At 41.4% G+C, this 16,663-nt stretch carries 13 protein-coding genes; 3 read left to right on the top strand and 10 right to left on the bottom strand.

The features are described 5' to 3' along the window. Nucleotides 1-2 precede the first annotated feature (2 nt). Nucleotides 3-3,020: a SusC/RagA family TonB-linked outer membrane protein gene (locus NU887_RS20000; protein WP_258425166.1), complete on the bottom strand. Its 3,018-nt coding sequence runs from the start codon at nt 3,018-3,020 to the stop codon at nt 3-5. A 1,022-nt stretch (nt 3,021-4,042) separates the two neighbouring features. On the opposite strand from NU887_RS20000, the gene NU887_RS19995 reads away from it, so the two are divergent. After that, nucleotides 4,043-4,843 carry an MOSC domain-containing protein gene (locus NU887_RS19995; protein WP_258425165.1) on the top strand — a complete coding sequence of 267 codons (801 nt, stop codon included), beginning with the start codon at nt 4,043-4,045 and terminating at the stop codon, nt 4,841-4,843. Nucleotides 4,844-4,953: 110 nt separating this feature from the next. On the opposite strand, the gene hemE is transcribed toward NU887_RS19995, so the two are convergent. From hemE to truA, 6 genes are all read right to left on the bottom strand, one after another. Then, on the bottom strand, nt 4,954-5,979 hold the full coding sequence (gene hemE, locus NU887_RS19990; RefSeq protein ID WP_258425164.1) for a uroporphyrinogen decarboxylase: 1,026 nt from the start codon (nt 5,977-5,979) through the stop codon (nt 4,954-4,956). Between the two features lie 207 nt (nt 5,980-6,186). Next, a complete protein-coding gene (locus NU887_RS19985) occupies nt 6,187-6,720 on the bottom strand; it encodes a hypothetical protein (RefSeq protein WP_258425163.1) in 534 nt (177 codons plus the stop codon). Between the two features lie 93 nt (nt 6,721-6,813). Then, nucleotides 6,814-7,335, bottom strand: coding sequence for a hypothetical protein (locus NU887_RS19980; RefSeq protein WP_258425162.1), 522 nt, complete (start codon nt 7,333-7,335; stop codon nt 6,814-6,816). 67 nt (nt 7,336-7,402) lie between these two features. Further along, the gene (locus NU887_RS19975) at nt 7,403-7,984 is read right to left on the bottom strand and encodes a hypothetical protein (protein WP_258425161.1); all 582 of its coding nucleotides are present in this window, start codon (nt 7,982-7,984) and stop codon (nt 7,403-7,405) included. Nucleotides 7,985-8,312: 328 nt separating this feature from the next. Then, nucleotides 8,313-10,088: an ABC transporter ATP-binding protein gene (locus tag NU887_RS19970; RefSeq protein ID WP_258425160.1), complete on the bottom strand. Its 1,776-nt coding sequence runs from the start codon at nt 10,086-10,088 to the stop codon at nt 8,313-8,315. Between the two features lie 13 nt (nt 10,089-10,101). Beyond that, a complete protein-coding gene (truA, locus tag NU887_RS19965; RefSeq protein ID WP_258425159.1) occupies nt 10,102-10,854 on the bottom strand; it encodes a tRNA pseudouridine(38-40) synthase TruA in 753 nt (250 codons plus the stop codon). Between the two features lie 105 nt (nt 10,855-10,959). Between truA and NU887_RS19960 the strand changes: the two genes are divergently transcribed. Both NU887_RS19960 and NU887_RS19955 read left to right on the top strand, forming a co-directional pair. Beyond that, entirely contained in the window at nt 10,960-11,439 is a 480-nt protein-coding gene (locus NU887_RS19960; protein ID WP_258425158.1) for a DUF4293 domain-containing protein, read from the top strand. Between the two features lie 88 nt (nt 11,440-11,527). Further along, on the top strand, nt 11,528-12,631 hold the full coding sequence (locus tag NU887_RS19955) for a trans-sulfuration enzyme family protein (protein ID WP_258425157.1): 1,104 nt from the start codon (nt 11,528-11,530) through the stop codon (nt 12,629-12,631). A gap of 172 nt (nt 12,632-12,803) precedes the next feature. Here the strand turns inward: NU887_RS19955 and NU887_RS19950 are convergent, their stop codons facing one another. The 3 genes from NU887_RS19950 to NU887_RS19940 form a co-directional block, all read right to left on the bottom strand. After that, on the bottom strand, nt 12,804-14,342 hold the full coding sequence (locus tag NU887_RS19950; protein ID WP_258425156.1) for a YifB family Mg chelatase-like AAA ATPase: 1,539 nt from the start codon (nt 14,340-14,342) through the stop codon (nt 12,804-12,806). Between the two features lie 78 nt (nt 14,343-14,420). Further along, nucleotides 14,421-14,786 carry a hypothetical protein gene (locus tag NU887_RS19945; protein ID WP_258425155.1) on the bottom strand — a complete coding sequence of 122 codons (366 nt, stop codon included), beginning with the start codon at nt 14,784-14,786 and terminating at the stop codon, nt 14,421-14,423. 32 nt (nt 14,787-14,818) lie between these two features. Next, on the bottom strand, nt 14,819-16,651 hold the full coding sequence (locus NU887_RS19940) for an ABC transporter ATP-binding protein (RefSeq protein WP_258425154.1): 1,833 nt from the start codon (nt 16,649-16,651) through the stop codon (nt 14,819-14,821). Nucleotides 16,652-16,663: the final 12 nt, after the last annotated feature.

Genomic DNA, 16,663 nt, shown 5'->3' with positions numbered 1-16,663 from the left:
TGTTATTTTAATGTAAAGGTTAAACCTGCGGTCCAGGTTCTAGGCACGAAATAAGTATTTCTTCTTTCGATACCAGGAGCTAATGGATTTCCATCATCTGTCCATCTAACTTCAGGATCTACACCTGAAAACTGAGTGATCGTAAAAAGGTTTTGAACACCTGCATACAACCTGAAATTGCTGATTGCAGCAGATTTGACAGGAAGGTTATAGCCCAACTGCAAGTTGTCCAACCTTACAAAGTCTCCTCTTTCCAGATAAAGGTCAGAGAATGTTGGTGTAGATGTAACAAGTGGGTTGGTTGGCGTATTTTTGGTCACAACAGAGTTCCAAGTATTAGAAGCGCCATCAGCATTTTCATAGAAACCTCTGAAAGAGTTGTAGATCAAGTGGCCAACACTACCTCTTAGTAAGAAATTCAAATCCCAGTTTTTGTAAGAGAATGAGTTAGAAAAACCAAAGTCAGCCGTAGGAAGTCCATTTCCTAAGTTCTCAAATTCTTCAGGTCTTTCTGTGCTGAGGATGTACTCTCCGTTTTCGGTCAAGCCCAAGAATTTCGGTCCATAGAAATTACCGATTTCCTCACCCACTCTGTTCCAGACGATTTCGTTATTGTTTTGTCCCGGAGATCCTGGAGTTGCCTGACGGATTTCAGGAAGGCTGATAGAACCAACGCCGATTCGATCGATAGTTGTTCTTCTATAGATCGTGAAATTCGCAGAAGGATTCCAATTGACAGCACCCAATTTTATATTATTGACATTTACTAAGAACTCAAAACCTGCACTTGAAAGATCAGCGATATTCGCCCAAATGGTGGTGGCGGTGTAGAAGTTGCCTGGAAGGAATTCATTTGGAGCACCTACAGGAACTTGTGTGTTGAACAACAAGTCAGAGATGTTTCTTCTCCAGTAATCCATCGTACCTGTGATTTTACCATTCAATAAAGCATAATCCAAACCGAAGTTCAATTCTTGGGTTGTTTCCCACTTCAACTGAGGGTTAGGGTTTGAAAGTTGGTTAACTCCCACAAATACAGAGTTGATTGGCTCTGCAAGGTTCAAAGGGATTCTATTACCGTTCCCGAAGATACCCAAAGCCAATGTTGGGGAAGGAGGCAACTGACCTACAACACCCAAAGAGACTCTTGGCTTGAATTGGCTGAATGGCCCCATGTCCAAAACCTGCGTCAAATCAGCACCTGCGGTTACTGCAGGGAAGATACCGGTTTGGTTTTCTTTACCAAATCCTGAATAAGTCTCAGCCCTTACTGAGGCAGAGAAGAAATAAGTATTGTTGTAGTTAAAGTTTGCCCTTCCAAACACAGAATTCAAAACCGCTCTAGTAGCAAATGAACCCATGCCTGTGCCCGGACCGAATCTTAGACCACCTGCACCTAGGTTGTTTGCACCTTGGTCAAATAGAAATCTTGAAGATGAAGCGTTAAAACCGTTTTCATTGAAGATCTGGGTTTCAGCACCTCCCAAGAACGTGAAATCCATTTTGTCAAAAATTTCATCTTGGAATCTGATGGTTCCATTCCAAATACTGGTTGTTCTGTTAAATAAACTTTGACCCGCAGAACCACTTCTACCAAAACCGACATTATAATCCTGATAAGAGAAAAACTCTGTAGAATTGACTGACAATCTATCTTCTGAAAACTGTGTTGCGATGATAAATTTATCACTCAAGTCATATTCCATTCTGTAAGAATATATCGCACTCTTAATGTCGTTTGTGAATTTTTGTTGATTGATCAAAGCAACTGGGTTGAAATAATCAAACAACGGTCTTTGGAAATAACCACCAAAATCCCTGTTTGCATTTGCAATACGAGTATCTCTGTCGACAGTTGATTCACCTGTGCCGATAAAGTCTCTTTCAAAGATAGGAGCAGTTGGGTTGTAAATAGTAGCATATCTTACCGCTTCACCATTTACATCAGTTGTATTTGTCTGCGTATATGCCAATCCCATATTCATTCTCAACCTGTTTTGCAATGCACCATGGTTCAAGTTGAAACGGGTGTTGAGTGTTTCCCTGTTAGTTCCTTTTACGATACCGTCGTTATTACGGTAGTTGACAGAAGCAAGGTAGTTGGTGTTTTCAAAACCGCCTGTTACAGAAGCATTAACTGTTCCGTTCAAAGCAGTCTGGGTAACTTCATCTCTCCAATCGGTTCTGGAACCATAATCTGTACCTCCTCTTGCCACGAATTCCTCCGGAGAAAGGATAGGAATCAGGTTGGTAGGAACTTCAACTGCACCAAAAGTATTGATGGTGACATTGGAAACCCCTTTTTTGGAAGAACCCTTTTTGGTAGTAATCAAAATCACACCGGCAGCCCCTCTTGTACCATAGATTGCAGCAGCAGATGCATCTTTCAATACGTCAAAAGATTCGATGTCATTTGGATCGACCGCATCAATAGAAGCACCGATGACCCCATCCAATACGATCAAGGGAGATTGCGTAGCACCGAAAGAAGAAATACCTCTCAATCTCAAAGTAGGCTGTGAGTTGGGGTTACCACCTGCACGTGTCACAGAAAGACCGGCTACTTTACCCTGAAGCAATTGGGTTGGGTTAGGGAAGTTACCACGGTTGAATTGCTCTGTTCCGACGTTCGTAACAGCTGAAGTGATTTCCTTCTTGTCTTGTGTACCGTAACCGATTACAACAGCCTCCTGCAAGCTTTGGATATCCTCAGCCAATTCGATGTTGAATACACTTTGGTTTCCAATCGCTACTTCTTGTGCCGTAAAGCCAACGAAAGAGAAAACCAAAGTAGCATCTCCCGGCTGTACGTCTAATTTAAATTTTCCATCCAGGTCAGTGGTGGTACCTCTTGTAGTACCTTTAACCAGAACTGTTACTCCCGGAAGGGGATCTCTTAAGGTAGCATCCAGGACAGTTCCTGATACCTCCCTGCCTTGAGCAAATGCCGAGGCAATACTGAAAATCATCAGTACTGAAACCATAGCAAAAGCCTTTAGTTTTTGTAAATAATTTCTCATAGGGTTTGTTGTTTTGAAAAAAACGAAATTGTTTATGTAGTTGATTTCAATTCTAAATTGAATGTTTAAATTATATTTTGCAATTTTTAACAAATGGCCATTTGGGCTTTTGGTCAAATGCCTGTTAACAGAATAATGTTATTTTTTATTAATCGTTAACAAAATCTATTTTTACAAATAGAATCAGCAACCGAAAACGTTTGAATTTTTCGAATACTTAAAATTTTTCAATTTTATTAAAAATGTGAAAATTGGCTGTTAAAATTAATCGTTTGGGTAAATAAACAGGATGCTGTACCATATTACCATTGAGCAAGCTTATTTTTGCATTTGGAGTTTTTAAGGTCTAAATCATCAATAATCAGGAATTTACATTGGTTTTATTTTGATCAGCTTTTGGCAAGATTGAAGTGAAAAAACGTCCGTTTTATCGAAGGAAATTGGAGAAAGAAAAGCTGAGAAATTGAGGTGACAAGCCTTGTTTTTCTAGGTAAATTTTTGATAGCAAGCCCTAAATATTTATGAATCATTTGAGGGAAAATCAGGTGGATTTCCTTAGGAACCTGGTCAAAAAATTTCCCTATCTCTATTTTAACTGAGTGGTTTTATATTTTTTTGTTGTTATTTTTTCTTTAATTGATGCAACTTTTTTATTCTTATCTGTATCTTAGCCGTATGAAGGTTTTGGATACTAAGAAAAGAAACCATGAAAGAAAAAAATGGGTGCTCGTCTTCCTGATTTGCATTGGTACCGCTTTTTTTTATTCCAATCAATCTTCCAAAAACACCATGGCATACCAACTTTTTAATCCTTTCTATGCTTGGAGTAATGGTGAGGGCAATCCAATTAGGAACATTGTTACCAAATTTATTCCCCAAGAAATTCCCGATAGACTCAAGGAATGGAATTAGATTTTTTGTTTCAAGAGGTAAACATTTTAACCCCTGAAAGACTTCTTACCTTTGGATTTTAATTTGCTAAAATCAAAGAATATCAGCCGTTTAATCCATTTTAAAACATAATGCAGCTACAAGACATCTATATTTATCCCATCAAATCACTTGGAGGCATCAGGTTAGAAGAATCTAAACTGGAAGAGAGGGGATTGAAATTTGACCGGAGGTGGATGTTGGTAGATAAAGAGGGGATGTTTCTGTCCCAAAGGACTTTTCCTGAAATGGCACTTTTACAGGTAGAGGTTGGGGAACAAGGTCTTTTGGTTTTCCATAAAAAAGACAACGTATATAGGATTCAAATTCCGTTTCTCCCCCAATCTGAAATTTTTAAGTCTGTTCAGGTATGGGAAGATGAGGTAATCGGTCAGATAGTGGGAGAAAAAGTCAGCAAATGGTTTTCAGAAATCCTTGGAATGGAATGTGATTTGGTCATCATGCCTGAATCCACTAAAAGGAAATTGTCTCCTAAATATGCGGTCAACAATGAATCTGTTGGTTTTGCTGATGCCATGCCATATCTCTTGATAGGTCAGGCTTCGTTGGATGGGCTTAATGCAAAACTGGAGAAACCTGTCCCCATGGACAGGTTCAGGCCAAATCTTGTTTTTTCGGGAGGATTACCTTTTGAAGATGATGCTTGGGACAAAATCAAAGTAGGGGAGGCTGAATTTAAAATCACCAAACCCTGCGCCCGCTGCGTGATGACGACAGTCAATCAGGAAACGGCTGAAAAAGGCAAAGAGCCCTTAAAGACCTTGGCAACATTCAGGACTTTTGACAATAAGGTGATGTTTGGCCAAAATTTGCTTTTACTTAAAGGAGACAAGGTTAAGGTAGGGGATGAGGTGGTTCCGTTTTTGAAATAGGGATAGCGTATTCTGGTCGCCCACTTACAACTCCGCCGGCCTAATTTTGAGTCCATTGCGACCCTTGCGAAACCTTTGCGTCCATTGCGGTAAATAAAGTTTCCTTATGATTAGGAATAATTTTTCACTGTCTCAATAAACACTTTTACCATCTCGGGATCAATGTCAGGATAGACGCCATGACCAAGGTTTGCGATGTGCCTAGTCCCTTTGAATTGGTCCATCATCAGTCTCGTGGCTGCTTCCACTTCTTTGGCAGAGCCATAAAGTGCAGCAGGATCCAAATTTCCCTGCAAGGTTTTATTGGGACCGATGATATCTCTTGATTCAGCTATCCCCATATTCCAATCCAATCCTATGGTGTCGCAATTCAGTCCGGCCATTTCTTTTCTTGCAAAAAAAGCACCTTTCGCAAAAACCGTTGTCGGTACATTTTGGATGACATCGCAGATTTGTGAGATATAGGGAAGGGAGAATTCGAGGTAATGATTTGGAGGTAAGATTCCTGCCCAACTGTCAAATATCTGCACGAGGTTAGCACCTGCCGCAACCTGTGCTTTCAGGTAGTTGATCGTGCTGTCAGTAATCATCTGCAGCAGTTGATGCGAAAACTCCGGTTGGGTATATAGCATCGCCCTGGACTTGGAAAAAGTCTTGCTTCCTGACCCTTCGACCATATAAGCGAAAATCGTCCAAGGCGCTCCGGCAAATCCTATCAACGGAACCCTGCCGTTCAGTGCTTTTTTGGTGATTTTGATCGCTTCGATTACGTAGCTGAGGTCATCAACTCCATCAGCAATCCTCAGTTTCTTTAAGTCAGAAACATCCTTTACAGTCTCTGGAAACCAAGGCCCTCGCTTTTCCTGCATTTCATAGGGCAATCCCATGGCTTCAGGAATCACCAAAATATCTGAAAAAATAATCGCCGCATCAACGTCTAAAATATCCACCGGCTGTATGGTCACCTCAGCCGCCAATTCCGGTGTCTGAGCCAATTCAATAAAACCGCTCACACTTTCACGGACTGCCCGGTATTCAGGAAGAATCCTTCCTGCCTGTCGCATCAGCCACACAGGGGTTCTTTCTACTTTTTCGCCTTTTGCGGCACGTATCAATAAATCATTCTTCAATTGCATGCTGCAAATATAGAATCCCAATTTGAATTAGGAGGTAAGGATAGAAAACTTATAAAAGACTTTGTCAAAGAAAATAACACTCCTTTTCATTAAAAAACCAATTTTGAGTTCATAAGCCCTATTTTTTATATTCCGATTTACGGAGTTGGGGTACATTTGGATGATTCAAAAGCAAAAAAAAACCTCCGATTTGGAGGCTTTTGAATTTTATTTTCTTGCTTCGAGTTTCACAAAATCGCTTTCGGAAAGTCCAAGCATTTTGACCACTCCTTCATAATCATTGTAATCAATCCTAGAACTGAAATCCGCCGGAACAACTACCACCCTGAATCTTTGGTTTGCAGTCCAATCTGTTCCCAACAGGCTAGGATCGAAATTTGTTTCTAAAAAGACGCTAAAATCATCTTTGCTGAAATCATAATTATAGATCAAAGTACCTTCATCAAAAAGGACTGTCTGAGGCAATGCCCTCCAGATTGTATTGCCATTGGCTGTTTCCCATCGGACATACATCAAGACCACATCGCTGTCAAAAATTGGCGGCTGAAAATCAAAGACAGCCAGATAGTTATTTGCAGATGTAAAATTGACATTCACTTCAAATGCCTCAGCAACTATATTAACTCCTGCCTGACCTTGTGGTCCTTGAGGTCCCGGTACCCCCGGAGGTCCTACAGGTCCTACACAGGCATAAATGGTAGCCAAAGCTCCCACTAGTAATAAAGAAAGTAATTTTCTCATGATAATTCTGGTTTAAAATTTTGAATAAAAGCTAAGAAAGAGAAATTTCAATTTGATTTGTTTCAACTCAACGAAGTAAAATTGAAACAGGTTTTATTTTGTGTTTTTTATCCCAATGACTTTGACTTCGTCGAGCCCGACAAACTGATCAATAAATACCACAGGTTCAGGCAAGCTATTTTCTTTTGCAAAGACAATGATTTTGTTTTTGATTTTCAATGGGCTTGGCATTACAAAACGATGGGCAGTAATGGTGGCAACAATTGCATTTTCATTTGAAAATGAAATGGTTTCAAATCCGGCAGTATCAGGTATCCATTTGGAATCCAGACCTACAAAAACCTCCATCGTATCCAATTTTCCTGCAGGTTCAGAATAGTAAATGGTATAAAGTGCAGCTCCCGGATTGTTATTCTTGATACTTTCAATTTCCTGAAAGGCCTTTGTAAGCTTCTCATCTTGAGGAATTCCCTTAAACTTTCTTCCAACCAAATTAATATTCACATCCTCGACAACCTCAAGGTGGACTTCATTGAAGCCTCCCATTTTATTGAAAACATAAAAACCAATTGCAGTCAATAAAATGACAAAAATGAGAACAATAGTTTTTTTCATGAATGGGATATTACTTGGATGATATTAAAAAATGTTTTCATAAGGTTTTTCCTTAAAGGTAGTTAGATCAAAATAAGTACCGGACTCCGATTGCGCCTTGCAGCCTAAAGTGCCCAAAACGGTCCAACAATTCCATAAAGAAACCAACTTCCCCAAAAACACTGATCGGAGCTTCATCAAAGTAATACTCCGCGCCGCCAAATGCCTCAGGGCCAAAATCCATATTTCTTCGTGTTTCTCTAAGCGTCGCCTGCGAAATGGAAGAATCAGTAAAGGCGTAATCTACCAATACAGAACGAAGCTGAACACCAGCCCCTGCATAGCCCAACAAGTAACCTGAACCGATATTGAAATCATCCGAGAAGTCCTCATGATATGCTCCGCGGAAATTCAATGACCAGGTGTTGGAGGTACTGTGGCCTACATAAAATGCATTGGGGCTTGGCCTGTTGTTGTCAAAATCTCTCCGGTAATATTGACCGCTGTTGGGTCCGACTCTTCCGACCATTCCTTCCAAGGAAATTTTATCATCGATAAAGGTTTTGTAGGTAATTGAAAATGGTTCTCCAAATCTAAGACCGATCCCCGGTTCCTGAGCAAAAGCAAATAACGGTAGCATGGCAAAAGCCAAAACAAGCAACTTTTTCACTGTGTTTTTATTTTTGGTTTAGTTTCTTTACTAGATATGAGATGTGAGACATAAGACGCAAGATACGAGAAACAGGAAGCGAGAGATGAGAATCAAGGTCAGAGATTTGTCCCGTCATCCTGAACCGGAGCTATCGGAGGTGAAGGTTCTATTTCCCGGAGACTCTTCGCTTCACTCAGAGTGACGGCTCGGTACCTTGAAATACCCACTTCTTATCCCGAACTCTTAAATCCTGATTCCCATTTTGAACTCCACCTTATACTTTGTAATTCCCGCTTTCCCTCTCGTACTTCGTAAATCGTACTTCCCTCTTCCCCACTTCCTACCTTTATCCAATGGCCATCGACTTCAGCTGCATCTGATGGAGTTTGGAGTAGTAGCCTCCCAATTCCAAGAGCGACTCATGGGTGCCCGTTTCCTTGATTTCTCCTTGGTTCAGAACCATGATTTTATCCGCTTTTTGGATGGTCGAAAGCCTGTGGGCAATCACAATGGACGTCCTGCCTTTCATCATTTTAGAAATGGCCTTTTGTATCATTTCCTCAGTTTCGGTATCCACCGAGGAGGTAGCCTCATCCAAGATGATGATTTCAGGATTGTAGACGATTGCCCTTACAAATGATATCAGTTGTCGCTGACCAACTGAAAGTGTGGCGCCCCGTTCCATGACATTGTAATCCAGACCTCCGGGAAGTCTTTCAATAAACTTCTTTGCACCTACCAATTTGGCGGCTTTCATAACTTCCTCCCTCGTAATCTCAGGATTCCCAAGGGTAATGTTATTCAATATCGTATCTGAGAAAAGGAAAACATCCTGCAATACCACGCCTATATGTTTTCGCAAAGTACCTAGTTCATATTCCTTGATGTCAGTGCCGTCAAGTGTTATTTTGCCCTTGTTAATATCGTAGAAGCGGTTGATCAGGTTGATGATGGAAGATTTTCCAGCTCCGGTGGCCCCGACCATGGCGACTGTTTCCCCGTGTTTTACTTCAAAATTGATATTTTTCAAAACCCATTCTTCGTCGTTATACGCAAACCAAACGTTCTCTAATTTGATGTTTCCCTCAATTTTTTCTGGCTTGAACTTTCCTTCATTCGGGATTTGGTCATCGCTTTCAAGTAGTTTTAAAATCCTGGAGGAACTTACTACCCCCATCTGCAGGGTATTGAACCTATCTGCAATCATCCTTATTGGTCTGAAGAAAAGCTGCAGGTACATAATAAAGGAGATCAGGATCCCGATTTGGATTTCCATGTCAAATACCCCCGTTGCGCCATACCACACCACTACACCTGTACCGATCGCCTGTATGATTTCAGCGACAGGATAGTAGATCGAATAATACAAGACCGACTTGACATGCGCTACTCTATGTTCTTTGTTGATCTCTTTAAATTTATCGTATTCCCTTTTTTCTCTATTAAAAATCTGAACAATATTCATGCCTGTGATATGCTCCTGCAAAAACGAATTCAGGTTGGATACGGCATTTCTGACGTCATTGAAGGCTACTTTGATTTTCTCTTTGAAAATATAGGTGGAAATAATCAGGAGTGGCAAAGTACTCAAACTCACCAAGGTCAGTTTCCAATCCACATAAAACATCACAGCCAGAATGGTAATCAATTGCAGCAAATCCCCGATAATGGCTGCCAAGCCTTCACTGAAAACATCAGCAAGAGTTTCTACATCGGATACATTCCTTGTCACCAATCTGCCTATCGGTGTATTGTCAAAAAACTTCAACCTCATTTTAAGCAAATGACGGTAAAGTTTGATCCTGATGTCCTTGATAATCACCTGCCCGATCCATCCTGAAAGGTAAGTATGGGCAAACTGTACAAGCGATTGGAGCAAAAGCAGCACAATCAATAGGTAGATGATATTCAGCAATCCTTTACTATCCCCTATAGCCACATAATCATCGATGGCTATCTGGATAAAATACGGCCTTGTCGGTGCCAATACAGCCATGGCAATAGTAAGGAATACCAAAAAATAAAACCGGCCTTGGTATGGCTTGACGAACTCGTATAGTTTCTTTAATACCTGGGCGTCAATGATGTCACCACTTTTGATATTTTCTTTTTCCAGGCTCAAAATATTTCAGTATTTAAATAAATATATCTTCGTGATAAACAACCCTGCAAAGGTATAGACCTTGGGCCGGAGAAGCAGATTTTGCCTGACTCCGGTCTTTACTGTCCAAAATTTCTTGAAACTGCCCACAATCCAATCTACCCAAACCCACGTGGACCAAAGTTCCTACAATCGCCCTAACCATTCCACGCAAAAATCTGTTGGCAGTTATATGAAAGAGCAATTGATGGTCATTTTGTTCCCAATACGCTTCTTTTATTTTACAATTAAAGTGGTTGACATCGGTATGGACTTTCGAAAAGCATTGAAAATCTTCATGGTCCAACAGCAATTTTGCGGCTTCATTCATTTTGTCAATGCAGGGCTTGTGGTATACCAACCAAGCACTTTCTTCTTCGAATGGGTCTTTGCGCAAAGTAATGCGATAAAGGTAGCTTCTCCACCTTGCATCAAATCTGGCATGGGCATCATTTTTCACTTTAAGCAAAGAATATACCGCAATGTCTTTTGGAAGGACGCCATTGATGCGTTTGACAAAATCCTCTTGGTCAAGGTTTAAATCAGTATCAAAATGCGCAAACTGCTGAGAAGCATGTACACCAGTATCCGTTCTTCCGCTACCGGTAAGGTATGAAGGCTGTTTCAAAATCACAGAAAGCGCTTTTTCCATTTCTGCCTGCACAGAATGGGCGTTTTTCTGGAATTGCCAGCCATGATAATGTGTCCCGCGGTAAGCGAATTCTATAAAATACCTTTGGATTTCCATTTTACAGTGCAAAGATATTATTCGGAGGCAAATAAAAACCACCTTTTATACAAACCTTGCGATTCAAAAAATTACCCCGTTTCTTTGTCAAAATTTAAAGTCAAAATGATACAACGCATACAGACCATATTCCTGTTTCTCGTGGCAGTAGCCATGATATTGGTAATTTCCTTCCCCATCTGGCAGCAAGTCAACCCAAGCCAGACCCAACTGATGACCCTCACTGCCTGGAATCTGACGACATTAGATGTTGTGGGTCAGGAACCTGTGGATACTTCCTCCAAAATTTTTATTGGCATTCTTGCAGTCATTTCTGCAGGGATTGCAATTTTCAGCTTGACGCAATATAAAAACCGAACAAGGCAGATGTTTCTCAATATGGTCAATTCTTTTGTGATGGTGGTAAATGTCGGACTCATAATTTGGACCACTCACACAGCCAATGCCCTCATCAATCCCGAGGTCAACGGTGCTTTTGTGACCGGGTTTTGGGCGATTTTCGGGGGAATGATCTGTAACCTGCTTGCAAATAGATTTATCCGTAAAGATGAATTGCTTGTCAGGTCTGTGGACAGAATCCGATAAAATTACCATATACATAATGATACAAAAGCCGGCGGTTGATTTCGCTGGCTTTTCTTTTTATAAATAGTAAGTTTGAAAAAAAACAGCCATGAGACTCGAAACACTAGCCATACACGCCGGAAATATCATCACGGATTCCCACCAACCTGCTGTGCAGCCGATCACGACTTCTACCACTTTTGTACACCATGAAGGTTCCGTGATCTATTCCAGGGCTAATAATCCCAACAGGATGGCTTTGGAAAATGTATTGGCCAAACTGGAACATGGCGAAGATGCGGCTGCTTTCTCTTCAGGAAATGCCGCTGCTTTGGCAGTTTTTCAGGCTTTGGAACCGGGAAGCCATATAATTGCACCGGACGACATGTACCATGGAATCCACCGCCAATTGGTGGAGATATTGAAAGGAATTGTGGAGGTTAGTTTTGTGGATTTGGCAGACCTGGAAATGGTCAGAGCTTCTGTTAAACCCAATACCAAACTCCTTTGGATCGAAACCCCTTCCAATCCTTTGCTCAAAATTACAGACATCCGTGCACTTGTGGCAATAGCAAAAGAAATCGGGGCGAAAGTGGCCTGCGACAATACTTTTGCAACATCTGTTTTTCAAAATCCAATCCTTCTCGGGGCAGATATCGTCATGCACAGCACCACCAAATACCTCGGTGGGCATAGCGATATTTTAGGAGGGGCTCTGATTTGCAAAAAAGCAGATGATTTTTGGCAACGAATCAAAATGATCCAACATGTTGGAGGGGCAGTCCCTTCTCCATTTGATACCTACCTTTTGGTCAGAAGCATCAAAACCCTGGCTTACCGGATGAAAGGCCATGCGGAACATGCAGGCATTATTGCCGAATTTCTTTACAGCCATCCCAATGTGGAGGAAGTTTGCTATCCTGGATTGAAATCCCACAAAAACCACCATGTGGCTGCTTCACAAATGTCAGGTTTTGGTGGGATGCTTTCTTTTATGGTCAAAGGCAGTGCGGCAGAGGCAGACAGGGTAATTTCCAAACTGAAATATTTTACCAACGCAACTAGTCTAGGAGGAGTAGAAAGCTTGGTCGAAAGAAGAGCGGCGGTCGAAGGACCGGATTCTAAAACACCCTCAAATCTGATCAGAATGTCAGTGGGTTTGGAACACTTGGATGATTTATTGGAGGATTTGAGTCAGGCCTTACAAGAATAAAGGCTGTTCAGGACAGCCTTTATATTTTTGAAACGGTAAGCTAAAAAAGGGCGACCAACACAACTGTTTCGTATGCTTAGTAAATAAAATAAAATTTTTTTAATTCGTGAAATTTTTAATCCATTATTTTCTTATTCATCGAAATTTTACCAAAACTTAATTTGGCAATAGATTAACCTGCCCAACCCTCTCTATCCAGACTTCTGTACTGGATTGCTTCGGCAAGGTGCTCAACTTTGATGGTTTCACTTTGATTAAGGTCAGCAATTGTTCGGGATACTTTCAGAATTCTATCATATGCTCTTGCCGAAAGTCCAAGTCTTTCCATAGCTGTTTTAAGAAGGGCTTTGCCTGCCTCATTGATCTGACAGACTTCTTTGACGAGGTGTGACGGCATCATGGCATTGCAATATACTTCAGGGTTGTTTTTGAAGCGCTCAATCTGAACTTCCCTGCCAATGATAACCCGCTCTCTGATGGATTTGCTGTTTTCCGTTTTTCGGGTTGAGGTCATTTCTTCAAACCGTACCGGTGTGACTTCGACGTGCAAATCTATCCTGTCCAAAAGCGGGCCGCTGATTTTGTTCAGGTAACGTTGCACAATTCCGGGACCGCAGACACATTCCTTTTCGGGGTGGTTATAATAGCCACAGGGGCATGGATTCATGCTGGCTATCAGCATAAAATTGGCTGGAAACTCTACTGAGACCTTCGCCCGTGAAATCGTCACTTTCCTTTCTTCCAAAGGCTGACGCATCACTTCCAACACAGTACGCTTGAACTCCGGCAATTCATCCAAAAATAATACTCCGTTATGTGAAAGCGATATTTCTCCTGGTTGGGGATTGCCTCCACCGCCGACCAAAGCGACATCACTGATGGTGTGGTGTGGAGATCTAAAAGGCCTGTTGGCTATCAAAGAAGCGTGCTTTCCAAGTTTTCCGGCTACGGAATGTATTTTGGTAGTCTCCAAAGCTTCTTGTAAGGAAAGCGGTGGGAGAATAGAGGGAAGTCTTTTGGCAAGCATGGTTTTTCCTGCGCCGGGAGGTCCGATCATGATGACATTGTGCCCGCCGGCCGCTGCGATTTCCATCGCCCTTTTGATGTTTTCCTGTCCTTGCACATCTGCAAAATCAAACTCATATTGCTCCAGAGAATTATAAAATATATCCCTGGTATCAGTCACCAAGGGTTCAATTTCCAATTCGCCTTCAAGAAATTTGATTGCCTCTTCCAAAGTATTGACTCCAATGACGTCAAGTTTATTCACTATGGAAGCTTCTGAAGCATTTTCTACCGGGAGGATAAATCCTTTGAATCCTTGTTTTCTTGCTTCAATCGCAATCGGCAAGGCTCCTTTGATGGGTCTCAAGTTGCCGTCAAGTGAGAGTTCACCCATGATGATATAGCTTTCCAATTCAGGAAAAAGCACTTGTTCGGAGGCTTTCATAATCCCCAAAGCGATGGGAAGGTCATATGCTGAACCTTCTTTTCTGATATCAGCAGGAGCAAGGTTGACTACCATTTTTTGCCTAGGCATGCGGTAACCGAAGTATTTGAGAGCAGATTCGACCCGCTGCTGACTTTCTTTTACAGCAGAATCAGGCAATCCTACCATAAAAAAGCTCGTTCCTTGTCCGACATTGACCTCTATGGTGATGACTTTGGCATCAACACCCGAAACAGCACATCCAAAAGTTTTTGCGACCATTGTATTAAAATTAAGGCAATAAAAAAAGGAAACCTATTGGGTTTCCTAAATTAGCTATTTACTGCAAATATCCTTTAGTTATTTAAAATTTTGTCTTTTGCGAAGTACTGAGGCCTCTCTTTCTTCCTCAATGCTATCTAATTTCTTCTCAATGTTTTTGAGTTTTATGCCTTGTTCGAAGTCATAGAGTTTTGCTTTCAGTTCGTTTTTCTCTGTTTCCTTTTTTGAAAGTTCTGCTTCCAAGTTGTTTTTTGCCATTGTACTGATACCCCAAGAAATTAAGAAAAGCAATAATCCTATCAGGAGAAAATTGACTACCAAAGTTGGGGTCAGTTCCTCGATCTTCAATATGCCTTTAATATTGTCAAATAACAGGAAAATGACCAACGCTATCGCAAAATAGAGAGTGGTAACCAGGTGCGAGATTTTATCTATTTGTTTCATATGATTGCTGAATTTAAGTTATTCCAAATTTATTAAACTGACTGCATTGTAGAAAGTTTCTTATACAAACCTTCTTCCAAAATGAGTTTTTGATGGGTTCCGCGCTGCACGATCTGCCCTTTTTTGATCACAAGGATTTCATCTGCATGTTGGATGGTACTGAGTCTGTGGGCGATTACCAATGTTGTACGGTTTGCCATCAGATTAGTTAGGGCTTCTTGGACCAGTTTCTCTGACTGCGAATCCAAAGCCGAAGTCGCTTCATCCAAAATCAGGATCGGAGGGTTTTTCAATACCGCACGCGCAATACTGAGTCGCTGCCTCTGACCACCTGAAAGCTTCGAACCACGCTCCCCGATGGAAGTTTGATAGCCATTTTCCAATTCGACGATAAATTCATGGGCATTGGCAATCTTGGCAGCTTCGATGACTTTCTCCTCGGATATTCCTTCAAGCCCAAAGGCGATGTTGTTGAAAACCGAGTCATTGAACAAGATGGATTCTTGGGTGACAATTCCCATCTGTTTGATCAGAGAATTGATTTCTATGGCTTTCAAATCCACTCCATCCAAAGTCACTTTCCCTTCTGTGGGATCATAGAATCTTGGAACAAGGTCTGCAATCGTTGATTTCCCCCCGCCTGATGGTCCCACCAAAGCAATGGTCTTTCCTTTTTGGAGACTAAAAGAAATATTATCCAACACCTTTTCCTTTTCATAGCTGAAAGAAACATGGTGAAATTGTACAGAATCGGTAAAGGTGTCGATAATAATGGGATTGTCTGAATTCTTGATTTCGCTTGGCGTATCGACTACTTTGAAGATCCTGTCGGCAGAGGCCAAACCCCTTTGTATGCTGCTTGCCGCCCGGGAGATTTCCTTGGCAGGATTGAGTACCTGCGTAAAGATGATGATGTAGGTGATGAAATCTGAAGCGCTCAAGTCCGAACTGTTGTTCAATACCAAACTCCCTCCATAGACCAAAATCCCCGCTACTACTGATACACCCAAAAACTGGGAAATCGGCGAAGCCAATTCGTTTTTCTTGGCCATTGAAATATTCACATCGGAGTAATAATCAGTCTCCCCATCAAACTTGCTTCTGATGTATTTCTGTGCACCAAATGCTTTGATGACGCGCATGCCACCTATGGTTTCATCCAATATATTGACAATCCTTCCAAGTGATTCTTGGCTTTCGACTGCCTTCTTTTTCAGCCTTCGTGTAATCCCGCCGATAATTGCCCCGGAAATCGGAATCACCAATATGGTAAACAAAGTCAGTTTAACGGACATGAAAAACAACACGGCAAAGTAAAGAATGATGGTTACAGGTTCTTTGAAAACCACCCTCAGGGATTGAACAATGCTGTTTTCCACCTCTTGGATATCATTCGTCATCTTGGACATCAGGTCGCCTTTTCTCTCATTGGAAAAGTACCCGATGTGCATCCTTGACACCTGCTCAAAAATCGACATCCTCATTTTCTTGATGACTTCTGCACGGACTTTAGCCAAAACTACCCCAGAGAGATAGGTGAAAAGATTTGCAAGAAAAACGGAAATGACGATGATGATACAGACATAGACCAAAGTCCCAAACTTTCCATAAGCCTCTGAGATCTGATGGAAATAGAAATTGAACAGGGTCAGAAAATAGTCAATTGTGAAAGTAAAATCAGGCTTGTTGAGGTATTTGCTCATGTCAGCCTGCGGAGCCTGTTCGAAGATCACATCGAAAAGAGGCTTCAGCAAAGTGAAATTCAGCAAGCCAAAAACAATGGCTAAAATCGTATATAGAACGTATATCGGAAAATACCTGCGGTAAGGCCGGGCATAAGACAAAATACGGAGGTAAGTATTCATGAAATGCTTTTA

This window comes from Aquiflexum gelatinilyticum, from assembly GCF_024741135.1.
GTDB lineage: Bacteria > Bacteroidota > Bacteroidia > Cytophagales > Cyclobacteriaceae > Cognataquiflexum > Cognataquiflexum gelatinilyticum.
The sequence above is the reverse complement of the archived record's forward strand: the minus strand, read 5'-3'. Positions and strand labels throughout refer to the sequence as shown.